The sequence below is a fragment of the Paenibacillus radicibacter genome, assembly GCF_024721995.1.
Classification (GTDB): Bacteria; Bacillota; Bacilli; order Paenibacillales; family NBRC-103111; genus Paenibacillus_AM; species Paenibacillus_AM radicibacter.
In genome coordinates this window covers 442,099-467,436 of sequence record NZ_JANQBC010000002.1, presented here as the reverse complement: position 1 = coordinate 467,436, position 25,338 = coordinate 442,099, and the positions used below count along the sequence as shown (strand labels likewise).

The following is a 25,338-nucleotide window of genomic DNA, read 5'->3' as shown; positions in this document are numbered from 1 at the left end:
GAGAGTTGATGATTCATGCGCTTACAACGATTTTTTACATTTCCAGCTGTAGTTAGTAAAAGTCTACAGTCTAAGCTGATGTTGCTTATCTTACTCGTCGTAACGATTCCATTAATGGGACTTGGTTACTTTCTGTTTAATCAATCTTCGCGTACGATTAATGAACAGTTCGGTAAATATGGCGAGAATTCGGTCTATCAGCTGCAATTTCAGATTGATTCGATAGTTGGGCGCATGAAATACACGGTAGATGATCTGCTCTCTTACTTGCTTGACCCGAATTTCACTGTACTTTATGAAGAAATACCGAAGACGTACAAAGGTTTTCAAGACGAACAAAAGCTTGAGCAGTTCATTAAAGCACATAAGACCCTTGAGACGAAAGGGATCTATATCATAACGAAATCGGGGTATTACTACGGGGATCGCAACATCATGACAGACAAATTGCTCGAAGAGCCTTGGTATACCGACCCAAGTGAGAAGTCGGATCGTTATCCGCTGCGTATTTACGAACCGCAACATTATACGAAAAACTCAACGATACCTGGTGAGAAAGTTATTGGGCTGTTGTTTAAGATACATAATCAGACCGGAATCCTAGAGGATGCTCGAATTCTAATCGAGATCAATGCAGATAAGCTACTTGATCTGTTCCGTGAATTTGAGATGGATACGGGCGCTTACTTACGCATTACAGATCAAGGGCGAGTTCGTTATGAAACGGATAAGGTTGGGATGAAACTGGAGGGGACGACAGCCAGTTACGTTCCGCATCCAGATGATGTGGTTTGGCAGAACCATTCGGATGAAACCAATTGGACCATTGAGGTTCGTATCCCACATGAACATTTTTACAAATCATTAAACGGTATTCGTACTTTTACGATGATGGCTGTCGTGATCTCATTCTTGTTCGCCATTATTCTGGCGTACTTCATCTCATCGAGCTTCATACGTCGATTTAAACGAATGAAAGAATCGATACACATGGTTAGTATTGGTAAGTTGGACACGAGAATCCAAGTGGATTCAGATGATGAGATCGGCAGACTTGCGCAAAGTTTCAATAGTATGGTGTATCAATTGCAGGAGCTTATCGATGAGGTGAAGCGGGTCGAGCAGAAGAAGAAAGAAGCAGAGCTACGCGCTTACCATTATCAGATTAATCCGCATTTACTGATAAATACACTAGCTTCTATTCAATGGAAAGCAAGACTTCAAGGCGCACAAGATGTGAATCGAATGATTCATCACCTGACGATGGTGCTTGACGAGAACTTGAATTTTACGAGAGAGATTGTCACTTTGGAACAAGAGCTAGGTGTGATTGATCATTTTCTAAAAATTCAAGAATTCCGTTATGGGCATGTATTTACGTACAGTATCGACGCACAAGAAGTCAATATTGCTCAAGTGGATATACCGAGAATGACGCTTCAACCGTTACTCGAGAACATATTTTTCCATGGATTTGAAGATGGGCAAGGCAATATTGAACTGCGAATGGAGAAGGACGGGGCGAGTGTTCGGATATTGCTGATCGATAACGGCAAAGGCATGAATGAGCACAAGCTTCGTACTTTGCTTGACCCATCGGATTCGCTCAAATCCAAACGTCGCATTGGTATGTTCAATGTGGATCAACGAATTAAATTGCATTTTGGCGCTGAATACGGATTGTTCGTGACTTCAACAGTTGGGGTTGGCACAACCATTACCATTCGATTACCTGGAGGAGGATAAAAGATGAATACAAGCCCAATTAAAGTATTACTTGCTGATGATGAAGTGATCATTCGTAGAGGTTTGATTAGTACTGTGCAGTGGAACAAATACAACATGCAGGTCGTTGCGGATGTCCCCAATGGGAAAAAAGGGTGGGATGCGTTCTTGGAGCACCGTCCAGATGTCATCATTACCGATATTGTCATGCCAGAGATGAATGGAATTGAGCTTGCGCAGAAAGTAAAGGAACATACACCTAACACGAAGATATTGCTTCTGAGCTGTCATCGGGACTTTGAATATGCACAGCAAGGAATTAGGCTTGGTGCTTCTGGCTATTTACTCAAAACCTCCTTTGATGATAATGAATTGGAGCAGTATTTAGAGTTGTTCAAAAAGGATCTGCGACGGGATGCACCTGCAATCGAGCCTTATATGCCCATGTCAGAAACCCATGGATTGTTCGTGGAATGGCTCTATGGTGTGAATCAATATTTCCTGGGAAAAATGGATGTGCTGCTTGGGGCAAGTTGGGCTTGGATGAATGAGGCGAACTATGCATACCTCATAACTGGTGGTAGCAATACCGACTTGCAGCAGATTCGCTCGGACATACAGGATTTACTTCGCACAACGAGTGAAGCGGATATGATGCCGATTCAAGGCGATGTTCTTCTCTTGATGTGCAGTAGTGCAAGTTGTCGGGATTGGAACTATCGTTTATCGAAGTGGAAAGGGACATACCCGGACTTACAATGGACGAAATCAAGCAGCATCACGGGCAAGCAGCAATGGATAGAAGCGGTGAAGAGATTGCATGGCCAGTATGATCTGGAGAAGAAATACAATATTAATCGCTGTGATTGGCCGGAGCCGATCGTACAGGCGGTACAGATCATGATTCGTCATGTAGATACGCAATTGTCCGTATCGGATGTGGCGCAGCAGGTAGGGCTTAGCCGCAGTCATTTTAGCACTCTATTCAAAAAGGTTGTCGGAGAAAGTTTCGTATCGTTCATGTACCAAATTAAATTAAACATCGTGTGTGAACTGCTGACGAGCAGCAAACTCAACATTCAAGATATATCAGACAAAGTCGGGATGCCTGACGTGAAATATTTTAGCAAATGGTTCAAACGTTGTACGTTCGAGACACCAAGTCAATACAGAAGCAAACATCGAATCAGCTAAAAAGACATGTTGAATCAAACATTCAAACACCTATTTGAAGTCGATTTGTAAATTCGTCTGATTTCACACATAAGTACAAACAATATTCGGTTTTGATCGAACTTTAGATTTAATACAATGAAGGCGAACATTATGAAAACGCTTTATTATAGGGGGATGAATATGAAAAAACGTTTGATCATGGCGGTTTCTTTGCTTAGCATGATCGCAGTAGTAGGTGCAGGCTGCGGCAGTAGTGGAACAGGTAGCAATACAGATGCAACAAAAGCACCGGCAGATAATAAAACTGCGGCTACCTCTCCAGATACAGGTAAGAAAGGCGACAAAGTTACGCTTCGATTTGCAACATGGGACTCTGGTGATTTACTTGCGATTCAACAAACAATTGCAAAGAACTTTGAAGCCCTTCATCCCAATATTAAAGTGCAAGTGGAAGCTTATTCCGACGGCTTCGATCAGAAGCTTGCAGCATCCATTGGTGCCAATGATGCACCAGACGTGATGTACATGTGGGATTTCCCAACTTACTACAAAAATTTAGAGCCGCTTGATGAATTGATGAAATCGGATGAGTCACTCAAAGTTGACGATTTCTATCCTGGACTATTCAATTACGTGAAAATTGATGGCAAAGCGTACGGGATGCCTGCTGGATTTACGACACGTGTCATGTACTACAATAAGAAACTATTCGATGCTGCTAATATTCCTTATCCGAAGGAAGGCTGGACATGGGATGAGTTCAGGGAAACAGCAAAGAAATTATCGAACCCATCGAAGAAAGTGTACGGCTTCGGTGTTCGTGCAGAGAACGATCCGTATGACTTGCAAGGGTTTGTATGGAGTAACGGAGGCAGCTTCGTAAGTCCAGATGGTAAGCAGATCGAGGGCTTTATGAATGGTAAAGAGACGGTTGAAGTGATCCAGATGTTCGGTGATCTAGTGAAAGAGAAAACCGCAACAATCGTTGGCGGTAAGAACCAACAGTCCGGTGACGACATCTTCAAAGCGAACCGTATGGCAATGTGGGAAAGCGGAATTTGGCCGCTTAATGGATATAAAGAAGCGAAGATCGATGTGGGAACAGTCGTGATGCCAGCATTCGGTAGTAAGCCGGTTAAGGGCGTTGTCGCACAGTCCGCCGTATCGATGTACAAGAACAGTAAGCATAAGAAAGAAGCTTGGGAATTTATCAAGTATTATGCATCAAGCGACGCGATCAAATTGCGCAAGTCGGACTTACCTGTTCGCAAGAGCGTAGTAGCAGAGCTTAAGTATGACCAAGATCCAATTTACCAACCATTCTTCAAAATGATCGAGAAAAGTGACAACACACCAGCATTCTTGCTCCAGCCAAAATGGAATGAGATCAACCGTGGTTTAACTTCAGCGATCGATGCCGTAATGCAAGGTCAGAACGCACAGAGCTCGTTCGATACGGCTGTGAAGGATTCCATGAAGTTTTTGAAATAAAATTCGAAATGAAGTGGGAATGATGAGTATGCAGGTAGCAACACCTCAGATTAAGAAACAACTTCCATTAGCTAAAAAATTGAATAGAGGTAGGCATAAGCCCTACCTCTTCATTCTTCCTTGGGTATTAGGCTTCGTATTTTTCACATTAGGGCCGATGTTCTTCTCCTTAATTATTAGCTTGTTTGATTACCCGATTGTCGGGGAAAGAACATTTATTGGACTCGATAATTACATCAACATGTTTACGGATGACCCACTATTCTGGAAGTCACTTTGGGTCACTGTGAAGTTTGCGATTTATTTTGTACCGCTCAACTTAATGATCTCTTTACTACTTGCGGTACTGCTCAATTTGAAGGTTAGAGGCAGCGGAATTTTCCGTACGATATTCTATTTGCCTTCCGTAATCTCAGGGGTTGCGCTTGCGATGATCTGGGCATGGGTATATAGCGGTGATTTCGGGATCTTGAACTATGTGTTATCCTTCTTCGGCATTGTAGGTCCAGATTGGCTTCGCGAACCGGGTTGGTCGATGGTAGCCATGATTGGGGCAAGTCTATGGGGTCAAGGGTCCATGATGTTGATATTCTTGGCTGGACTTAAAGCGATTCCGAAAGATTTGTATGAATCTTCTTCATTAGATGGGGCAAGTAAGGCTAGACAATTCTTCAGTATTACACTGCCGATGTTAAGTCCTACAATTCTGTTCAATGTCATTACATCGATTATTAGTGCCTTCCAGCAGTTGACATTGGCGCTGACACTGACTGGTGGGGGACCGATGAATGAAACGCATTTCTACGCGATGTATGTCTATGAGAATGCTTTCAAATACTTCCACTTGGGTTACTCAGCAGCGAATGCTTGGTTCATGTTCTTGATCATATTAGTCTTGACGCTGGCTGTGTTTAAATCGACCAGCATGTGGGTTTATTATGAAGGCGAAGTCAAGAAAAATAAATCCGCTAAAGGCTGAAGAGCGAATAAAATTTGTTGGATTAGCGGGGTGTAGGCAGTGCAGAAAACGATCTCATATGGCTTATTGATTTTCTTCTCAATCTTGTTTCTAATGCCATTCTATTGGCTCTTAACGACAGCACTGAAGTCACCAGAAGAGCTCTATATGTTTCCACCGAAGTGGTTTCCATCGGAGTTTCACTTTGAGAACTTCGTGAGTGCATGGACGGTGCAGCCGTTTAACGTGTACTTGAAAAATTCACTCCTAGTGACGATCCTATGTAATATCGGTTCACTCATTTCCTCTTCTATTGTGGCGTACGGATTCGCACGTTTTCAATTCAAGGGTAGAGAAATTTTATTCCTAGTCGTACTGGCTACGATGATGATTCCTTGGGATGTAACGATGATTCCGCTCTATATGGAATTTAATTTCTTAGGCTGGATTAATACATTAAAACCACTAATCGTACCGGCTTGGTTCGGATCAGCGTTCTACATCTTCTTGCTTCGTCAATTCATTCTAACGATTCCACGTGAACTGGATGAGGCAGCGCGGATGGATGGTGCAGGTGATTTGAAAATTTTCGTTAGAGTCATTGTGCCATTATTAATGCCAGGACTTATTCTCGTCAGCGTGTTCAACATGCTGGGGACATGGAATGACTATCTTGGACCCCTCATTTTCTTGAACGATGCAAGCCAGTATACATTGACACTTGGTTTGGCACAGTTTAAAGGCGTACGTGGTGTTGAGATGGATTCGATTATGGCGATTACAGCTATTATCTGTTTACCTCCACTGGCTGTATTTTTCTTTGCACAGAAATACATTGTGGAAGAGATTGCACATACGGCAATTAAATAGACGTTGGAAGAAAAAGCTTATCCATAAGGATGGCTTTTTTTTCTTGCTTTTCACAACTGGATAGGGTATATTGATTATTCTTTGCACTTAAAGATATTCAGAAAATTCATTCTTAGGAGGTAACTGAAAGTGACTGACACGTTTCATAGTGCCTATCAAGAAGAGCTCAAGCGGTTAGATGCAACAAAGCTTGAGATCGAAAGCCAGCTCAAATGGCTAAGAAGTATTCCGGAGTATACCGGTGATGACTTTACCGAGCAAGTATTGGAAGACAGCCGTGAAGTTCGCAGGCAGCGGCTAGCTAAGGCAGCAGAGGAACCGTACTTTGGACGTATGGATTTCCAAGCTACCAACGATTCGAACACCGCAGAGCTTTACATTGGTAAAGTAGGTGTGAATCAAGGTGAAGAAGGTAAAGGCAAGGAGACACCACTTGTTATTGACTGGCGTGCACCTATATCCAGCCTGTTCTACTCCTTTACAGGAGGAGAAGGTCCCGCTCAGTATGAAGCACCAGAAGGAACTATTGAAGGACTCGTCTATCTAAAACGAAATTTGGTCGTTCGCAAACAAATCTTACAGCGTGTTGTAGACACGTATAACCGAGAAAGTGACCAACCTTCGGTAAATGACGAGTTTTTGTTATATCGATTAGGTGAAAATAAAGACAATCGCTTGCGCGATATCGTATCGACGATCCAAGCGGAACAAGATTCAATCATTCGCGCGGCGAAGAATACAGCCCTTATTATTCAAGGGGTTGCCGGTAGTGGGAAGACGACGGTCGCACTTCACCGACTTGCGTTCTTGTTATATCAATATCAAGAGCAGATTCGCGCAGAGAAGATGATCATCTTCGCACCGAACCATATGTTCTTAAATTACATCTCGGATGTACTGCCCGAACTTGGTGTGGGCAATATTCAGCAGGGCACATTCCCAGATTGGGCAATGAACTTGCTTGATCTGAAGGCGAAGTTAGCACCATCGACCGCATTGTTATCCAAATGGTTCGGCACAATAGACAATCGCCCAGAGCTTAATGATGATGTGTCGGGAAGATTTAAAGGATCCATTCGACTTCAGCATCTCGTTGATCAAAGTGTGAAGTTGTTAGAAATAAATTCAGTGCCGGATACAGACTTCTCTCCATGGGATGGCGCGGTGCTTCCGTACAAGACGATTCGAGTCTGGTTTGATGAGGAATACAAGCATTATGCACTTGCTAAACGTAAGGATCGTGTGATGGCGAGAATTAACCGCTGGGTAGAGATGGAACTCAAGAAGATTTATTCAGCAGTGAAGCTCAAGGAAAATAAGAAAAAAGCATCACAGCGCATGAAGACTTATGCGAATAAATGGCCGAATTTCGATGCGTTAACTATGTATAAGGCCATGTTCCAAGCGGAACCAAAGATGGAACTCCCGAATGAAATTGTGAGTGAAATTCCGCCTCAAGTTGCAACCGATACACGCAAATATTTGAAGAAGAATCAAGTGCTTACCGAAGATTTGGCAGCTCTCCTGTATATTCACGTGCAGTTGCACGAGATTGCAGGTGAAGATCAATTCGATCATATCGTTATTGATGAAGCCCAAGATTTCTCGCCGCTGCAAATTGCAGTTCTGGATCGGTTCGTACGCAATCACTCCTTCACGATCTTAGGTGATTTATCGCAAGGAATTCATGCGTACCAAGGTATTCAAGATTGGAATGAGATGCAGGCATTATTTACCCCTGAAGAGACGGCTTACTTCGCGCTTACGCGCAGCTATCGTTCCACGACGGAAATTATTGAGTTTGCAAATGAAATATTAGTTCGCGGCGTTAAGACAGATCTACTTGCCGTACCTGTGTTCCGCAGTGGACAGCCTGTACGAGTGACTCCTTACACGAAAGCGGAGCAATTCGGGCTAATTTCGGATGCACTGAATGAATTCAAAGAACGAGCATTCAATACGACTGCACTGCTTACACGTACACTTGAAGAGGCTGTTGCTCTTTATACAGAGCTCAAGGAAAAAGGACTGGACATTCACTTGATCGATGGCAGCCAGAGCAAATATGAAGGTGGTATATCTGTACTGCCTATCTATTTGTCCAAAGGCTTAGAGTTTGACGCGGTACTTGTAATGGATGCGGATGACCGTCATTATGAAGCGAATATGATGGATGCCAAATTACTATATGTAGGTTGTACCCGTGCGCTTCATGAGCTATGGGTGTTGTATGAAGGTAAGCCAACACCGCTTGTCCCTTCTTCATAAAATAAAAAAAGATGATCGCACTTCCCTTAAGAAGCAAGGGAGATGCGATCATTTTCATTTTCATAGAATTAGTCAGAGTAAGCAGCAGCGTTAAAGCTTTCTGGACCTGTACGAACAGGAAGAATAGCAAGACCAGCAGGAATGCTAACAAATGCCTGATAAATTAAGAAACCATCTGGGTTAGGAGGTTGATAGTCACAACCGGTTGCTGTAAATACCGTTTCACTAAGAACAAGCAAACCAAGAGGCAAGCTTTCAGTAGCGGAATATACGAGAGTTGCACCTACGCCAGTACCTCTGAAGATCTGGATTGTTACTGGTGTTAAAACGGAAACTAAGGAGGATACAGTTACAGTAGCTGTAAATTGCACACGAAGGTGAGCACCTGCTCCAGAAGTAATAAGTCCTAAAGTACCGAACAACGCTGGAGTACTAGTAACACCAATACCAACTGAGCCAGTAAAGCTACCATTTTGTGAGATTTGTGAATCTAAAAATTTACCACCCATTATTGAGTCACCTCTTTTCTTTGTTATATCCACATCATATGATTGGCGACCGCATTGGATTGGACGGGTAATCCTGATGAAAAAACCCCTTTACGAAAGTAAGTAAAATCGATGTAAATGATTGTGAAATGAAGGAAAACAAGGATATTAATCTGTAAGTGTTGAAACATATGATAAAATAGTACGTATTACAATCCTATAGAAATGCTTGTCGAAATGGAGGCTTTTAGCGATGGGAACTGAAGTCATAGTGTATGAAAAGTTAAAAAGTGGAGAACTTTCGTGTATTGATCAGCGGAAGTGGAGTTCAGAATTGTTAGGCTTACTTAATCACACGAATTACATCACGATCAATGAGCAAGAGTATGAAATGATTGAAGGTCGGATTAATGTAGACAAGGAAGTGATGGAACTGCTCGTCGTATCCGCACAAAGACCGTGAAAGGAATGACTGGAATGAGTGAGAAGAAACAAGAACGATCTTATTGGCATTACAAAGGAAAGCCCCTAAAAGTGTTATCCACATCGATGGGTCTTGTATTACTTGCGAACTTGGCATTTACGCCACTGGTGATCGGTGAAACAGCAGCTCCAAGTGCAAAATTAGTGGAATGGTCTTCGGATGAAGTGAAAGCGTTCTTCGATCCAAGCTCAGATTGGAACATGCCTCTTCCAGTTTTAAGTAAGGGTGAGAATGTCGCTCCGACTCCAACACCAACGAATAATGGTGGATCAAGCGGCAGTGGTTCAACGATCGTGCATACGGGTGGATTCGGCTGGGATGATCTGCTCTTGTATCATTTAATCTTTAACCGTGGTGGTGTGTATTCTTCTAGTCAATATTATGCGAATCGTCCAGCTTACGTCTTCGGAAGCGGGTCGTCATACAAACCGAAGAGCTACGATAACAGCTCGTTCCAGAATAAGACAAAACCGAACTCGCAAGTTGCACCTAAAACTTCGAATTCAACGGGATCGATTGTTAGACGTGGGGCATCAGCGGGCAATAAATCTACTTCTTCAACTTCAGGTGGTATCGGTGGGAAATCGAGCGGCATCGGGTCATCTTCATCCGGTTCATCTGGTAGTTCAAGTTCCTCAGGCAGCATTGGATCATCCTCATCGGGAAAATCCTCTGGCAGCTCGTCAAGCGGGAGCTTCGGCGGCTAATGGTATGGCATGTAGTCGGTTCACCGCATGAAGATCGTGATGCTCGCGTTGCAGAACTTGCCGCAATGGGATTTACGTGGGCAGATATTGAAGAGGAGAAGTATTGGATCGATCAATTAGTAACGATGGATCGCAAGACACATGATGAACTGATGGATGCTTCTCAGATCCTTTGGAACATTTTTGATAAAGCAGCACGCTTTGTCATTGGTAAAGAAGATTTATATCAAGTGTTATCTATTCCTGAAGTGCTGTGGGATGGGCTCGATTGGTTAGATCCGAATGAATTCGGGCAGATGAGCCGCTATGCGCGGTTTGATTTTGCAATAGGACATGATGGAAACATCAAATTATTGGAGCTTAATGCGGATACACCAACAGGGTATGTGGAATCATCGGTTGTGACACCTTGGATGTGTAAGCAATACGAGAAGTACACAACGAATAACGAGATGGCAAGCCTTGTTCGTGATGCATGGGCAGTTGAACAGCCAGAGTATGTGGCATGTGTCAGTTATGGTCAACACCTTGAAGACACGGGAACTGTAGATATGCTCGCTAAACATAGCGGTCTAGATATTAAAATGATCGATTGCTTAGATTTATGGGTCGATGAAGGCGTGCTAAAAGACGCGAATGGTATTGCCATTAAGCGGTTATTTGCCTTGTATCCGAAGGAATGGATGGCAATTGACGATGGTGGCGAAGCATTCGCCTATTCCATTGAGAATCGTCATGTGGAGCTGTTTAATTCGCTTCACGCTATTATTCTGCAATCTAAAGGTCTACAGGCATTAATCTGGGGTCTGCATGAACTTGAAGTCGATCTTTTTGATGAGAAAGAACATGATTATATTGAGCGATTCATGCTGCCTACCTACAATAAGCCAATATTCGATCACAGTTATGTGTCCAAGTCGATGTTTGGAAGAGAAGGCGGTTCTGTGCAAATGTTCGATACAGAAGGACAATTGGATGTTCAAGATACAGCGGGCGTTGACACGAGTCAATTCTTTAGCCGTGTGTATCAAAAAAGAGCAGATTTGCCACATATTGAACTTGCAAGCGGATCGTTTCATTTATTAACAGGAGTTTTCGTTATCCATGGCAAACCATGTGGCTTGCTGGGTCGTGCAGGTGGACTTATCACGGGTAACAGCAGCCATTTTGTAGCGATTGGGGTGAATGAACATGAGGCAGAAGATGGATCCACGATATAAGAAAATATTCATTGGGCTGGGTATCGCATTTGTGGTATTGCTTGCAATTGGGCTATTCATTAATCCCAATAAGTCTGGCTCAGGTAATACAAATACGACAAGCGCAGGAGCAGAATCGTCTACAGGAAATGAAACGCTGCCTTGGGATTATAAGATTGTGGAAGGCACAGTCGGCGATCTCATTGGGGCAGATATGACGATTTTGCCGGATAATGAAATGCTGACCAATGACAACAACTATGCAACAGGCGATAAATTATGGATCGTGCAGTTCATGTCAGCTGAGATGACAACTCGCGATGATAAGCGCAATGATATTAAGTTGTCCAAATGGCAGTCTATTAAGACTTACAAGTCAAAGGCTGAAGCAGAGACTGATCTGAAAGAATTGAAAGTAAATTTAACGACAGACGTTGATTTAGTCGGCGTGTATAAGACGGAGATGGACGGAAAGTTCAGACAATTCGCTGTTGTGAAGATGCCTTCAGGTCATGTCGTTAAGCAGCCGATCGACGATGCGCGTTATGGGAAGTTGAAAGATAAGAAACAAGTTAAAGTTGTGCTTGAAGAAGTGCATGACTTTGCTAACTATGATTTATCGATGGCCAAATTTCGGGGGTGGGCTGAGTGACGGGAATCGTCGTGCTTGATATTGCGATAAGCATTGCAGTTATTATTATTTTACAAATGATCGGGATGTTAGTCTTTAGTTGGATAACGCCGTTTAACGATTTAGAGGAATTGAAGAAGGGGAATACGGCAGTTGGTCTTGCGATGGGTGGTAAATTCATTGCAACAGGCATTATTCTAGGTATTGCCGCTTACACGAATTCTTCGATCCTTCATCTTGCATTATGGTTTGCAGTCGGGTATGTCTGTTTACTTATTGCGTATTGGATCTTTGAATTGATTACACCAGGGCTTAAAATCTCGGAGCACTTGAAGAATGGAAATCTAGCAGTTGGTGTGCTGCTGAGCATGGTTTATGTAGGCATTAGTATTTCAATTAGCAGTTTGATTATTTAAAAAGAGCATGTAGTCATGTAAACGACCGTTGATTATTGGAGCTAGAGGCTCGAGTAGATCAACGGTCGTTTTGCTTTAACTTATAGATCTAGAGATGCAATTGCTTTCTTGAGTACAGTTGCAGAATGGTGTAGTTTCTCTTGTTCTGTATCGGATAAGTTCAATTTCAGAACTTCTCGAATACCATCACGGTTAATGATAGCGGGGACTCCGATATATACATCATCAAGTCCGTACTCGGAATCTAACAAGGCAGAGACGGAGAATACCGAATTCTCGTTATTGAGAATCGCTTTGGTGAGACGCGCTAGCCCCATAGCGATTCCGTAGTAAGTCGCACCTTTACGTTCAATAATATGATAGGCTGCATCACGCACTTGGACAAAAATTTCTTCTAAGCGCTCATCTGTTGGATTGTTATGCTGTGCTTTGTACTCCATGAGAGAAAGTCCAGCAATGTTCGCATTACTCCATACGGGGAGCTCTGTATCACCATGTTCACCCATTATGTACGCGTGTACGTTACGTGAATCGACGTCAAATTCTTGTCCGAGTAGGAAGCGTAAACGAGCTGTGTCTAGGATCGTGCCAGATCCAATGACGCGTGATGCAGGAAGTCCCGAGTACTTCCATGTGACATAAGTGAGGACGTCTACAGGGTTCGTTGCGATTACGAAGATCCCTTTAAATCCACTATTCATAACGCTTGCGATGATATCTTTAAAGATGCGAGAGTTTTTATTAATCAGGTCCATACGCGTTTCCCCAGGTGCTTGACCAGCACCCGCAGTAATGACGACGATATCCGCCTCTCCGCAATCCTCATAGTCACCAGCCCAAATTTTGGATAACGGGCTAAAAGGGAGTCCGTGATTTAAATCCATGGCATCGCCTTCTGCTTTTTGAAAATTACGATCTATAATGACCAGTTCGCTTGTAATCCCTTGATTAAGCAGGGCAAAGGCATAGCTGGCCCCTACTGCACCCGAGCCGACAAGCGCGACGCGGCTGACTTTAAATTGACAATCGTCCATAAGCTTGATTCCTCCAACCTATTTCTTAATCACAACTTAGGATGCTGATCGATATAAAATCTTATTCATAATTATGGTATGATGAGAGGAGTGCCCGATGTAGGGACATTCCTTTGGGGGAGGTTTCAATTTATGGTAACTCATATTCAAGATTCAACGACACTTCATAATGGGGTTCGTATGCCTTGGCTTGGACTAGGCGTATGGAAAACGCAAGAAGGACAGGAAGTCGAACATGCTGTATGCTCCGCAATCGAAGCAGGTTATCGCAGTATCGATACAGCAGCCATATATAAGAATGAGGAAGGTGTGGGTCGCGGTATTAAGGCAAGCGGTGTGACTCGCGAAGAACTATTTATCACGACTAAAGTATGGAATGATGATCAAGGTTATGAGACTACGCTTCAAGCATTTGAGACTAGCTTGCAGAAGCTGGACCTAGACTATGTAGACTTGTATTTGGTTCACTGGCCAGGTACGGGAACCGCTCGATTCATCGATACATACCGTGCGCTTGAGAAGCTATATAAAGACGGTAAGGTAAGAGCGATTGGCGTAAGTAACTTCCATGTTCATCACTTACAAGATTTAATCGCAAACTGTGAAATTAAGCCAATGGTGAACCAAGTGGAATATCATCCACTCTTGAATCAACCTGAGCTACACGCATTTTGTAAGCAAGAAGGTATTCAGCTTGAGGCATGGAGCCCACTGATGCAAGGTAACTTAGACTTACCGCTTCTTACGGAGCTTGCTGATAAATACAAGAAATCACCTGCACAGATTATCATTCGTTGGGATATTCAACAAGGTGTTGTGACGATTCCGAAGTCGATTCGTACAGAGCGTATTCAAGAGAACGGGAATGTGTTCGATTTTGAACTTTCATCTGAAGACATGGTTCACTTGAATGCTTTGAATGAAAACCGTAGATTTGGTCCAGATCCGGATCAATTTTTGTTCTAAAAAAGAGTAAGAATTTGCAGGCTATCGTATATATGCGGTAGCCTGTTTTATTTACCTGTTAAACGTCCAATCATTCCCTGTGCGAATTCATAGAATAAAAATGTGCAAAGGATGTTGGATTCATGCACTGGGAAGGGGGATTTGAAAATGGGCGTATTAGGTGGATGCGGTTGTGGATGTGATGAAGTAGTAGAACCTGTTGGTCGTCGTTCCAACACAGGTACAATTCTTGTTTTGTTTATATTATTAGTGATTATTTCTTGTGTATTTCCTTGTAGATAATGATTAAGCGAGTTATAGGTACGCACTTGTCGTGATTGGCAAAAAAGTTTACAATGAGGTTAATGCCGTATCGCGTACAAGGGTGGTGTATCCATGACTGAAACTAATGAACCAAAAAAAATTAGCCTAGCTGACGCAATTAAACAGAAGCTAGCTGAGAAGAAACAGCAAGCAGCGAATAACCCAAGTGGGTTTGGTGGCGGTAACCAACCGCATGCAATGAAAACACAAAACAAAAAGAAGCCGAATAACCAACGTAGACGTACTGGGGGTTCCTAGGCATATGAAAAAGACCATCGAGAGATGGTCTTTTTTAGTATCAAAGTTTAAATTATTTAATGGATTTGGAGTTTTTGCTACGCGCGAGTTGGCGTACCCACTTGATAATTGGCTTGCGGTATCGCACGCATACATAGAGGAGTACAAGTACAGCAAGTACAACGACACCAATCTTGGCATAGCGTTCGAATAGATGGAACATAGCTTCCCATTGAGGACCGAACAGCTTGCCGATCCAGATGAATAGTAGGACCCAAAACAGTGCTCCGGTATAGCAGAAGAAAGCGAATTTCCGAAACGGTAGTCGAACAATACCAGAGAAATAGCCGGTGAAGTGACGCACCCCTGGTATGAAATAGCCAATAAAGATGAGTGCATAACCATATTTATCAAACCAAAACTTCGTTTTATCAATTTTCTCAGGGCTGAGGAAAACCCACTTGCCATATTTTTTGACGAAAGGCATTCCAACAAAATAACCAATGAAATAGGTGATGGTCATGCCAATTGTCGTACCTAAGAAAGCGAGTAGGACAAGCCATTCCCATTGAAATATGCCTTCATAAGATAAATACCCTGCAAATGCCATCGTGGTCTCCCCTGGAAAAGGAAGGGCAATGAATTCTAATAGAAGACCGAAAAACAATACGTAATAGCCATGTTGATGGAATAAGTCCTGAATAACTTGCATGATTGCCTCCTATGCCATACGGCGAACTGCCGATCTACTTTATGTGTACGTGAAAAAGGAATGAAAGTTTCTTTTTCTTTATGATCGTAATTCATAGTAATTGCTAAATTATCTGAAAATTAAATTTACGTTGGAGGTGACTGGATGAAGCGGTGGCTCGGTAAATCGCTCAAACGTAAGCTCTCGTTCATGTTGCTTGTTATCATCTTGATTCCGTTATTGTCTCTAGGTTTTGTATCCTATTTGATTGCAGCGGCAGTAACTGAGGATAAAGCTAAGCAGTCAGGGATGAATATGCTGCGGCAGATCAATACGAACTTTGAGTTTATTGTACAGGATGTAGAGAATATGTCGCTATTCTTGATTGGTCAAGATAACATTCAGCAATATTTAAGCGGCGCTGAAGTGACAGCGAAGAAACAGAATGAAATCAACGGTTTTCTAACGAATTTAGCTTTTTCCAAGACGTATATATCCAATATTACAATTCGCCCCTTGCAAGGGGAACCGTTTACGAATACGGCTATTTTACAATCAAACCTCAAATTAATTACAGACACGCAGCCGGATTACTTCCAAGCTCATTCCAAGTGGTGGTCTTCCCTCTATGAAAATAATACCCCAATGGGCGTCAAAAAGGTAATTTCACTCGTTCGCCCTATTCGCAACATGAACACATTCCATGAAATGGGGATGCTCATTATTTCCATTGACCAACAAGAACTAACGAAGTATTTGATGAAGTCGGAGATGGATGAGGGTAGCTTTATTGCATTATTAGACAGTAACAACCGAGTGATTGCAGGCAGTAATAGGAGCTGGCTCAATCATGACTTTGGTGAGTTGTTTCCCGGTGTAGGTGGATTTACGGAAAAGTCAGGAACGATGAATGATACTTCAAGTCAGGAAAAGCGAACAGTGCTCTATGACAAAGTACCTTATGTGAACTGGACGACTGTTGGGATGATACCATTTCGTGAGTATCAAGCTCAGAATACGTATGTTCTTAAATTAACGGCAGTTGCGGTTGGAGTCGCGATTGTACTCATTATGATTCTTGTCCTAAGTTTCGTCCAACAGGTAACGAAGCCGCTATTGAACTTGAGTAAATACCTTCGCAATGTGAATCCAGATGAGTCGATTCCAACTTATCCCGTGACAACATCCGATGAAGTTGGGATGCTTATACACAGCTACAACAAGCTCGGAGATCGTATGGAATGGTTGAAGGAGGAAGTCACTCGCAATGAGACGCGTAAGAAGGAAGCGGATATGCAAGCCCTTCAAGCGCAGATCAATCCACACTTTCTATATAACACATTATCGTCCATCCATTGGATGGCGCTCATGAGTAAAGATGGACAAATCGCGGAAATGGTAGGGGCTTTAAGTGATTTTCTTCGGTTTAGCTTGAATAAAGGAGAGGAATATTGCGCGATCCATCAAGAAGTGGCTCATGCGCATAACTATGTCCAAATTCAAATGATCCGCTTTCCCAATCAATTCGAGGTTACCTTCTACGTTGATCCAGAGCTGCGTAGTAAGTCCATTCTGAAATTATTGCTGCAACCATTAATTGAGAATGCGATGATTCATGGTATTCAGAAACAAGGGGGCACTGTTGGTCAAATATATGTGCATATCGATCAACTGGGGTCAGATATTCGTTGTATCGTTGAGGATACGGGAGTTGGTATTGAACCACAAAAGTTGAGTGAAATAACAGCACAATTGAATGCCCCTATTGATCACGAAGTGATGCTTCATGCGAATTACGGGCTGCGTAACGTCCATCGCCGATTAGTTCTTCATTATGGTAATGTTGCGGGTCTTCAAATTGATAGTGTTCTTGGAAAAGGTACACGAGTTACGTTCTCGATTCCTGCCATGAAAGGTGGTTAAGTGATGAAATTACTCATTGTTGATGATGAAATCATTATTCGTAAAGGGCTTAGCACGGTATTGAACTGGAGTGAGATTGGAATTGAGGTGCTGACGCCTGCTGCCTCTGCCGAAGAAGCGCTGAATCGTATTCCTATAGAACGTCCACAGATTGTGTTTACCGATATCCGAATGGGCGCGATGAACGGACTTGAGCTTGCAGCAGCCATTCAGGAAGCCTGGTCGTATACGGAAGTGATCATTCTAACTGGATATGATGAATTTACATATGCGCAGCAAGCGTTACGTGCGGGAGTGAGCGATTATTTGCTAAAGTCAAGTCGCCCAGATGAAATTATGCGAACAGCTGTGAAAGCGAAGCAGCGTATTTTGAGTAAATGGGAGTTGTTGAAACAGGATCATATGCAGCAAAGTGCGTTTCGCAGCCGATTGTTTGAACAATTGGTCGTTGAAGGCGAGTCGGATGCGTTAGTCATTCAGCAAGCTGCAACTATATTTAAGAAGCTTAAGTGTTGTACAAGGCTGAATGTCGCTTGTATCAGACCCTCAGGTTGGGAGGAATATGGACTACTGCTGTTTGCTGTTAGCAACATGCTATATGAGCTCTTAGAATGTGAAATTTGGCTCTCTGATGGGCATTTGGTCGTCATTATCAGCAGCTTGGATGCCTTTCAATTGGCGCTGACAAGGCTCATGCGTAAATTGAAATGCTCGCTCTATGCAGCAGTGGGATCAAGTGTATCGCAATTGGAACAATTACATACCTCGTATAAGGAGGCTGCGTATGTTCTTGATTTCCAGCCTATATTCGAGCCCGATCAGTTTGTTGATTATGATCAGATAAAAGGAAGGGTTGGTGGACGCACAGTCTGTTCCAGAGAAGAAGAGGGTGAGCTTGCAGCGATACTAAATAGTGGAGGTCAGATTGAGTTGCGGCAATGGATTCACCAGATGGTTCAAGCTCAGTTATCTGATGAACACGTAACACCGATATCGCTTACTGCATTTTTAAATTCAATCATTATCTCGGGTCATCGGTGGTTAGAGAGAATGCTGCATGCGAGTAGATTGGATCAGGTTCAGTTGTGCAAACCTCCCGAGACATTCACAGAGCTCAGCGAGATGATGGAGGAGTCGCTATTCAAATCAATGTCGGTCATTATGGAAACACATCGTGTAGAAGTGGTAAACGACCGATTCTCCTATGTGCAGCGCAGTATGAATTACATTCGCAGCAATCTCGATCAGAGCTTAACGTTGAAACAGGTAGCACGTTATGTACACTTGAACCCGAATCATTTTTCTGAGGTGTTCAAGCGTGAGACAGGGTTAACGTACTTGGAGTTCGTAACAAGGGAGCGAATGCACCGAGCTGTCGAAATCTTAAATGAGTCTTCAATTAAAATTAGTCAGGTTGCGAAGGAAGTCGGTTATGAGGACATCAAATACTTTAGCCAACAATTTAAAAAGTATATGGGTAAAACCCCTTCGGAATATCGTCATAAATACTGAACTTTGTCTACCCGTAAGCTGAATTATATCCCCTATGTGGCGACCCTATCAGCTTCTATACTGAATACGTAAAGATAGAAATGCAGGTTACAAAGGGGAGGTTATCTCGTGAAACGTAAATTGATGATGTCGAGTTTAGCTGTTGTACTCGGAACGGGTGTAATTGCAGGTTGTGGTAGTCAGGAAGCAGCAAGTACGAATACGCCAGCTGCAAGCGGAGCGCCAAGTGAAACGAAAGCACCAGCAGGGGCGAAAGTAAAACTTTCTTTGTGGCATAACTTTACAGGTGAAGATCTTCGTGCGAAGGCGATGCGAGGCATCATTGAGCAGTATCAGAAGGATCATCCGAATGTGGACTTAGAAATTCAAGCCATTCCTCCAGATGGATATAAGGCAAGACTTAAGACAGTTGCTGCAGGTAATGAGATGCCAGATGTTTTCATTATGCAGCCGGGTACGATTACTAGAGAGTTCGTATCGGGGGAGCTTATCCAACCGGTGAATGATCTGCTGGACAGTAAGTCGGAGTGGAAGAACGGATTCATGCCGAATGCGTTTGACGATTTTACGGTTGATGGTAAGACATACAGCGCACCGATGGGCTTATCCCCAACTTCGATTCTTTATTATAATAAGAAAATTTTCGAGCAAAATGGATTGAAACCGCCTACAACTTGGGACGAATTGCTGCAAGCGGTAGATACACTCAAGAAAAAGAATTTGATTCCAATTGCCCTTGGTAACAAAGCAAACTGGGTGGCACAGTCTTGTATCATTAGCTCACTAGGAGACCGTGTAACAGGTTCGGATTGGTTCCGGAAAGCGGTGAAGCAAGACGGAGCGAAGTTCACGGACCCTGAATTTGTTAAGGCACTAACGTACTTGCAGGACTTAGGTAAAGCAGGGGCTTTCCAAGAAGGCTTTAACTCGATAGATGGTACACAGATGGAGCAGCTATTCATTCAAGGGAAAGCGGCGATGATGATTGAAGGCGGTTGGGGAGTAACGAATTTAGCGGGCAACTCGTCCAAGGAATTCTTGGATTCGGTTGGGGCAACGATTCTTCCTTCGATTCCAGGTGGTAAAGGCGATCCACAATCGACGTCCAGTGCAGTGGGATCAGGTCTTGGTCTAAGCAAGAAAGTGGCAGCTGGTGATCAGAAGAAAGCAGCTCACGATCTGATCTATGCGATGTCAGGTCCAGAAGCGCAGAAGAAGACGCTAGAGAGTAACAACCTTGTCAGCTATAAAGTGGATCTGGATAAGAGCAAGGTATCCTCACTATTTGCAGAAGTGTATGAGCTAATGAGCAGAGTGAAGCGTACACCGGTTTATGATGGCTATTTAACTTCTGCTGGAACAGATGCGGTTAATAATGGCTTGCAGGAGCTTCTACTTGGTGCGAAACCAGAGGATGTAGCGAAGAAAATCCAAGACGCACAAGCGAAGGCGCTTGGTAAATAAGATGACAAGGGCGAAGCGCTTTATCATCATTGGTCTTCTACCTGCCGTTATACTGTATGTAATTTTCGTACTCGTACCGATTGTCTGGTCGGCGTATTATGGATTCTTTGACTGGAAAGGGATTGGCGCTGCGAAGTATATCGGGTTTGGAAATTTTACAGAGGCGCTTCAAGACCCGATGTTCTGGAAGTCATTCGTCAATAACTTGTATATTGTCGGTTTCTCGATATTTGGGCAGCTTCCGATAGCGTTACTGCTTGCATTAGTTCTATTCAAGAACTCGTTCTTCCAGCGATTTATCCGAGCTTCGATCTTCGTTCCCATGGTGCTATCCTCTGTTGTCATCGGGATTATATGGGGATATATGTACCACCCACAGATCGGAATTATTAACTTCTTACTGGACTTCTTAGGGCTTAGTTCTTGGGAAATGCAGTGGTTATCTGATCCGAAAATTAACATGTTCTCGCTAGGCGTGCCGATCATCTGGGCGAATATTGGTCCTTACTTGATCTTATTTATTGCAGCCCTTCAGAACATATCAAGTGAAATTCATGATGCAGCTCGCATTGACGGAGCGACAGGTTCTCGCAAGCTATTTGCCATTACATTACCGATGATCTGGAATACGATTAAAGTCGCAGTCGTGCTCTGTATATCAGGTTCACTCAAAGCATTCGATCTCATATTCATTATGACAGGCGGAGGGCCGGCACATTCGACCGAATTACTCGCGACGTACATGTACAACAACACGTTTACGATTTATCGCTATGGGTACGGCAGTGCAGTTTCTACCTTGATTGTGATATTGAGCTTGGCACTGATCGCAGGTAGTCAATTGTTGATGAATAACAAACGAAATCAATTGTAAAGGAGGAGGTACACAGATGCAGCCTGCCATTCACACATCGAAAGCCTCCTCGATCTTGAGCGGAGTTCATGCTTTAAAAAAGGTTCGAAACACGGTGATTTGGGTCATCATTACGATTTATGCCTTGCTCACGTTGTATCCGCTCATCTGGCTGTTTATTAGTGCATTTAAAACGAATGAAGAGTTTTTCTCCCGCCCATTTGGGCTGCCGACTACACTGCATTTCGAGAATTTTACCCGGGCTTGGAAAGTAGCTGGAATGGGAACCGCTTTTGTTAATTCGATAGTCGTGACGGCAATTTCGTTAGTGCTTACTCTACTGATTGGTGCATTAGCATCGTTTATACTCGCAAGATTTAACTTTCGGTTTAAGACCTGGGTGCTTGGTTTATTTGTACTAGGGATGCTCATACCTGTTCATAGTACGCTCGTTCCACTGTTTATTTTGCTGAAACAAATGGGTTTACTAGATAGCAGATTAGCACTGATATTACCGTATATCGCGTTCGAGCTGCCGATAGCGCTTTTCATTATAACGGCGTTTATGTCGGCTTTTCCCAAGGAAATTGAAGAAGCTGCTTTAATTGACGGTGCAGGGTATTGGGGGATATTCGGTCGGATCATGCTGCCACTTTCGATGCCTGCTTTATCAACGGTTGCGATTCTAGCGTTCTTAAGATTCTGGAATGATTATGCCTTTGCACTCGTGTTTATTAGTAAGCCTTCTTTAAAAACGCTTCCGCTTAGCTTATCCGTCTTCTCCGACGGCTTCGGTTCTGATTACAAGTTAACGCTGGCAGCGTTGTCCTTATCCGTCATTCCAACGCTCGTGATATATGTGATTTTTCAAGAGAAAATTATGAAGGGTATGTTAGCTGGTTCAGTGAAAGGCTAAAAGGTTAGAAAGGTTAGATAAATAGAAAGTTAGAAAGAGAGTTAGTATAGGGAAGGGCACGGACTGTTAGCAGTCAGTGTCTTTTTGCTATTTATTATTTTTTTGAAAAGTGAAAAATAATGATTGCCAATTTATTGGTGGATTTGGTATGATGTAAACCTTCGCTCTATACGCGCATTTCACGCACACATGTAAGTTTTATTGTCAAAGGATGAAACGAACTGGAGGTGCAAAAGATGTTATTTTATGTGCTCGCAAGAAAGACGTATGTCAGCAACCTGCAATATCGGGGTGCACATATGATCAAGAATGCAGCAAGTCTAATCTTCGGGTTTATGTATGTTGCGATCTGGGCTGGGATCGGCAGCAGCAGTGAACTGGGGGCTAAGGCAGCAGTAGGGATGACGGCATACATTGCCTTCAACCAAGCGGTTCTATGGATAACTGGCTTCTTGCCAGCAGGTCTTGGGATCGAACAATCCGTCCGAACAGGTCAAATCGCACTTGATGTGATGCGACCGACACATCTGTTTACGCAAAAGTTAAGTCAAGCGTGGGGACAGGTTGCTTATCAATTCGTGTACAAGTTTCTTCCGATTTACATCCTCTATTACTTCATGTTCTCGCTATCTCTTCCAAATCAAGTCTCAACTTATCTCTGGACGACTCTGGCGCTCGTTATGGCAGCATACATCTCGATCTGTATCCAATACATGATCGGGCTCATTAGCATGTGGACAACCGAATCTAGATGGCTATACTGGGTCAATTATGCGCTCAGCATGCTTATATCCGGATTCTTCATTCCCATTGAATGGCTGCCAGCTTGGCTGCGTACGATCAGCTTAGCATCACCGTATCCAAGTATGCTGTACTATCCAACAAATTTGTATTTAGGCAGAATCGCACCCTCTGTGCTGTTTATTTCACTGCTATGGTGCATCGGATTTACTTTTTTCTGTCTACTCATGACTCGCTTCTTGCAGCGTAAGTTGGAGGTGCAGGGTGGATGAAAATGCTTAAAATGTATGGGCTGCTCATTCGAGCAAGCCTCAGAAGTCAGATGCAATATAAAATGAACTTCTTCATCTCAACTGTACTAGCAGCGTTCGTATCGGCATCTGAATTCTTGATGATTGCGCTTGTGCTGATGAAATTCGGCAGCATTAAAGGGTGGTCAATTGCAGAGGTTGCCTATTTGTATGGCGTCATTATGATGTCCAAAGCGATCTATCGTTCGCTTGCAAGTGATGTGCATCATCTTGAAAAATATTTAGTTACAGGCAACTTTGACTCGCTTCTACTGCGTCCGATTCCTGTCTTACTTGCACTCATGTCGCAAAATTTCAAAATCTTGTTTGCTGAATTTGGACAAAGCTTACTTGTCCTCTACTTCGCGATGCGAACGATGATGCACAGTGGACAGATTGACTGGACGGCGATTCCTCTGACAATTATCACGGTGCTATCTGGCTCGATCATCTTGTTTGCAATTGGACTTGCCACAGCAACCGTAGGTTTCTGGACGACGCGTGTGGATGAATTGCAGACGATGACCGAAGATGCAGCAAGAACGGCGGCTCAGTATCCGCTTGAACTGTATCCGAAGTGGTTCAAGGGAATCCTGCTAATGTTAATTCCAGTTGGTCTGACGAACTATGTGCCTGCCCTTGCCATTTTACGGAATGAATATGGGCTATGGGTAATCGGAGTCATCCCAATTGCGGCTATCGCGTTCTTCGCCATTTCTTTCGCCTTCTGGCGGTTTGGGATTACGAAGTACCAGAGCACAGGGACTTGAAGAGTGCGTGATTAGCAAGAGCGAGTTCAAAAAGCAAAACGTAAGAGAAAAAATGTATTGTAGGAACGAAGTGTTCGCCTTTGAAATCGTGAAAATACAATAAAATAAATTCAAAATTCACGATTGAGACAGCGACCGGAAATACTTTTTTCTCTGTAGTGACACTACTTTTTGAACTCGCAAAGCGTTCCATGAAAAAGGTAGAGGTGAACGGATAAATGATTATCGTAAACAATGTGCAGAAGACATTTAAACTCCCCATTGTCAAAGAAGGGCGATTTGCAGGGATACGAAGTCTCTTTACAAGGGGATATACAGAGAAAATAGCGGTGCAGAACGTAAACTTCACAATTGAACAAGGAGATTTTGTTGGCTACATCGGACCCAATGGAGCGGGGAAGTCGACGACAATAAAGATGTTGACCGGTATTCTTCATCCAAGTGCTGGCGAGATTACGATTCATGGACTTAGTCCACAGCGAGACCGACGTCAGGTGGTGCAGCGCCTTGGTGTCGTATTCGGGCAGCGTAGTCAGTTATGGTGGGATCTGCCGACCAAAGATACGTATGACATTCTCGCCGCGATGTATGGGATTGGTGAAGATGTAAAGAAGAAGCGATTAGGGGAATTAAGTGAGCTACTAGGGCTTGATGAGTTCCTAACGACTCCAGCACGTAAGTTGTCACTCGGACAGCGGATGCGTGCGGACTTGGCAGCGGCACTACTCCATGACCCTGACATTCTGTTCCTCGATGAACCGACAATCGGACTAGATGTAACAGCGAAGAAAAATATACGCGGCTTTCTTCACACACTCAATCAAGATCTTGGTAAGACAATCCTACTGACGACACATGATATGGACGATATTGAGCAGCTATGTAAGCGAGTGATTGTAATTGAATCGGGACGTATTAGCTACGATGGTTCAATTGATTCTTTGCGCGATCAGATCGGCTTGCCGACGATTATGCGCGTTAGCTTTGTGGGGCAGGTACATGTTCCGAAGTGGACAGCTTCGGAGTTTCCTTTTGAAATAAAGGAATATGGTAGTGACTACTTAATGATTCATTGCAATCGACAGGAGATCAAGCCGATGGATGTACTACGAATCGTTAGTGACTGGGGCGAGATGGACGATGTGCATCTCAAAGAGCCTGATTTCGAAGAAATCATTCATCGTATTCAGGCACAGCCTGTGAAGAAAATGCTGTACGCCTAAGC

Annotated in this window: 25 protein-coding genes; 22 read left to right on the top strand and 3 right to left on the bottom strand. The window is 43.3% G+C overall.

Translation table 11 applies throughout. The features are described 5' to 3' along the window. Positions 1-15 precede the first annotated feature (15 nt). The 6 genes from NV379_RS07510 (at position 16) to NV379_RS07485 (ending at position 8,488) form a co-directional block, all read left to right on the top strand. Positions 16-1,746 (top strand): sensor histidine kinase, encoded by a 1,731-nt coding sequence (locus tag NV379_RS07510; RefSeq protein WP_258206662.1) that lies wholly within the window; start codon positions 16-18, stop codon positions 1,744-1,746. A gap of 3 nt (positions 1,747-1,749) precedes the next feature. Then, positions 1,750-2,919 (top strand): response regulator transcription factor, encoded by a 1,170-nt coding sequence (locus NV379_RS07505; RefSeq protein ID WP_258206661.1) that lies wholly within the window; start codon positions 1,750-1,752, stop codon positions 2,917-2,919. 162 nt (positions 2,920-3,081) lie between these two features. Next, positions 3,082-4,392, top strand: coding sequence for an ABC transporter substrate-binding protein (locus NV379_RS07500; RefSeq protein ID WP_258206660.1), 1,311 nt, complete (start codon positions 3,082-3,084; stop codon positions 4,390-4,392). A gap of 19 nt (positions 4,393-4,411) precedes the next feature. Then, positions 4,412-5,371, top strand: coding sequence for a carbohydrate ABC transporter permease (locus NV379_RS07495; protein ID WP_258206736.1), 960 nt, complete (start codon positions 4,412-4,414; stop codon positions 5,369-5,371). A 93-nt stretch (positions 5,372-5,464) separates the two neighbouring features. After that, positions 5,465-6,220: a carbohydrate ABC transporter permease gene (locus NV379_RS07490; RefSeq protein ID WP_373426091.1), complete on the top strand. Its 756-nt coding sequence runs from the start codon at positions 5,465-5,467 to the stop codon at positions 6,218-6,220. Positions 6,221-6,349: 129 nt separating this feature from the next. After that, entirely contained in the window at positions 6,350-8,488 is a 2,139-nt protein-coding gene (locus NV379_RS07485; RefSeq protein ID WP_258206658.1) for a HelD family protein, read from the top strand. A 68-nt stretch (positions 8,489-8,556) separates the two neighbouring features. On the opposite strand, the gene NV379_RS07480 is transcribed toward NV379_RS07485, so the two are convergent. Next, positions 8,557-8,997 (bottom strand): hypothetical protein, encoded by a 441-nt coding sequence (locus NV379_RS07480; RefSeq protein ID WP_258206657.1) that lies wholly within the window; start codon positions 8,995-8,997, stop codon positions 8,557-8,559. A gap of 232 nt (positions 8,998-9,229) precedes the next feature. Here NV379_RS07480 and NV379_RS07475 point away from each other — a divergent pair, with 232 nt between their 5' ends. The 5 genes from NV379_RS07475 to NV379_RS07455 are packed head-to-tail and all read left to right on the top strand — an operon-like array spanning position 9,230 to position 12,413. After that, positions 9,230-9,439: a hypothetical protein gene (locus NV379_RS07475; RefSeq protein WP_258206656.1), complete on the top strand. Its 210-nt coding sequence runs from the start codon at positions 9,230-9,232 to the stop codon at positions 9,437-9,439. 5 nt (positions 9,440-9,444) lie between these two features. Then, positions 9,445-10,167, top strand: a complete 723-nt coding sequence (locus NV379_RS07470) for a hypothetical protein (protein WP_258206735.1) — start codon at positions 9,445-9,447, stop codon at positions 10,165-10,167. Continuing rightward, on the top strand, positions 10,167-11,387 hold the full coding sequence (locus tag NV379_RS07465) for a glutathionylspermidine synthase family protein (protein ID WP_258206655.1): 1,221 nt from the start codon (positions 10,167-10,169) through the stop codon (positions 11,385-11,387). Before NV379_RS07470 ends, NV379_RS07465 begins: the two co-directional genes overlap by 1 nt. Beyond that, positions 11,359-12,018, top strand: coding sequence for a signal peptide protein (locus NV379_RS07460; protein ID WP_373426085.1), 660 nt, complete (start codon positions 11,359-11,361; stop codon positions 12,016-12,018). The genes NV379_RS07465 and NV379_RS07460 overlap by 29 nt, the downstream gene beginning before the upstream one ends. A 5-nt stretch (positions 12,019-12,023) precedes the next feature. Beyond that, positions 12,024-12,413, top strand: a complete 390-nt coding sequence (locus NV379_RS07455) for a DUF350 domain-containing protein (RefSeq protein ID WP_258206734.1) — start codon at positions 12,024-12,026, stop codon at positions 12,411-12,413. Positions 12,414-12,493: 80 nt separating this feature from the next. On the opposite strand, the gene NV379_RS07450 is transcribed toward NV379_RS07455, so the two are convergent. After that, on the bottom strand, positions 12,494-13,447 hold the full coding sequence (locus NV379_RS07450; protein ID WP_258206653.1) for an L-lactate dehydrogenase: 954 nt from the start codon (positions 13,445-13,447) through the stop codon (positions 12,494-12,496). Between the two features lie 132 nt (positions 13,448-13,579). Here NV379_RS07450 and NV379_RS07445 point away from each other — a divergent pair, with 132 nt between their 5' ends. The 3 genes from NV379_RS07445 (at position 13,580) to NV379_RS07435 (ending at position 14,974) form a co-directional block, all read left to right on the top strand. After that, on the top strand, positions 13,580-14,413 hold the full coding sequence (locus NV379_RS07445) for an aldo/keto reductase (RefSeq protein ID WP_258206652.1): 834 nt from the start codon (positions 13,580-13,582) through the stop codon (positions 14,411-14,413). A 147-nt stretch (positions 14,414-14,560) separates the two neighbouring features. Further along, positions 14,561-14,695: a YjcZ family sporulation protein gene (locus tag NV379_RS07440; RefSeq protein ID WP_258206651.1), complete on the top strand. Its 135-nt coding sequence runs from the start codon at positions 14,561-14,563 to the stop codon at positions 14,693-14,695. A 93-nt stretch (positions 14,696-14,788) separates the two neighbouring features. After that, on the top strand, positions 14,789-14,974 hold the full coding sequence (locus NV379_RS07435) for a hypothetical protein (protein ID WP_258206650.1): 186 nt from the start codon (positions 14,789-14,791) through the stop codon (positions 14,972-14,974). Positions 14,975-15,026: 52 nt separating this feature from the next. On the opposite strand, the gene NV379_RS07430 is transcribed toward NV379_RS07435, so the two are convergent. Then, on the bottom strand, positions 15,027-15,665 hold the full coding sequence (locus NV379_RS07430; protein WP_258206649.1) for a DedA family protein: 639 nt from the start codon (positions 15,663-15,665) through the stop codon (positions 15,027-15,029). Positions 15,666-15,809: 144 nt separating this feature from the next. Between NV379_RS07430 and NV379_RS07425 the strand changes: the two genes are divergently transcribed. From NV379_RS07425 to NV379_RS07390, 8 genes are all read left to right on the top strand, one after another. Beyond that, entirely contained in the window at positions 15,810-17,567 is a 1,758-nt protein-coding gene (locus NV379_RS07425) for a cache domain-containing sensor histidine kinase (RefSeq protein ID WP_258206648.1), read from the top strand. A 3-nt stretch (positions 17,568-17,570) separates the two neighbouring features. Next, positions 17,571-19,079 carry an AraC family transcriptional regulator gene (locus NV379_RS07420; protein WP_258206647.1) on the top strand — a complete coding sequence of 503 codons (1,509 nt, stop codon included), beginning with the start codon at positions 17,571-17,573 and terminating at the stop codon, positions 19,077-19,079. Between the two features lie 123 nt (positions 19,080-19,202). Continuing rightward, the gene (locus NV379_RS07415; RefSeq protein WP_258206733.1) at positions 19,203-20,543 is read left to right on the top strand and encodes an extracellular solute-binding protein; all 1,341 of its coding nucleotides are present in this window, start codon (positions 19,203-19,205) and stop codon (positions 20,541-20,543) included. Between the two features lies 1 nt (position 20,544). Further along, positions 20,545-21,417 (top strand): carbohydrate ABC transporter permease, encoded by an 873-nt coding sequence (locus NV379_RS07410; protein WP_258206646.1) that lies wholly within the window; start codon positions 20,545-20,547, stop codon positions 21,415-21,417. A gap of 16 nt (positions 21,418-21,433) precedes the next feature. Next, the gene (locus NV379_RS07405; RefSeq protein WP_258206645.1) at positions 21,434-22,312 is read left to right on the top strand and encodes a carbohydrate ABC transporter permease; all 879 of its coding nucleotides are present in this window, start codon (positions 21,434-21,436) and stop codon (positions 22,310-22,312) included. A 236-nt stretch (positions 22,313-22,548) separates the two neighbouring features. Further along, a complete protein-coding gene (locus tag NV379_RS07400; protein ID WP_258206644.1) occupies positions 22,549-23,325 on the top strand; it encodes an ABC transporter permease in 777 nt (258 codons plus the stop codon). Continuing rightward, positions 23,322-24,113 carry an ABC transporter permease gene (locus tag NV379_RS07395; protein WP_258206643.1) on the top strand — a complete coding sequence of 264 codons (792 nt, stop codon included), beginning with the start codon at positions 23,322-23,324 and terminating at the stop codon, positions 24,111-24,113. Before NV379_RS07400 ends, NV379_RS07395 begins: the two co-directional genes overlap by 4 nt. A gap of 218 nt (positions 24,114-24,331) precedes the next feature. Further along, positions 24,332-25,336: an ABC transporter ATP-binding protein gene (locus NV379_RS07390; RefSeq protein WP_258206642.1), complete on the top strand. Its 1,005-nt coding sequence runs from the start codon at positions 24,332-24,334 to the stop codon at positions 25,334-25,336. The last annotated feature ends 2 nt before the right edge of the window (positions 25,337-25,338 follow it).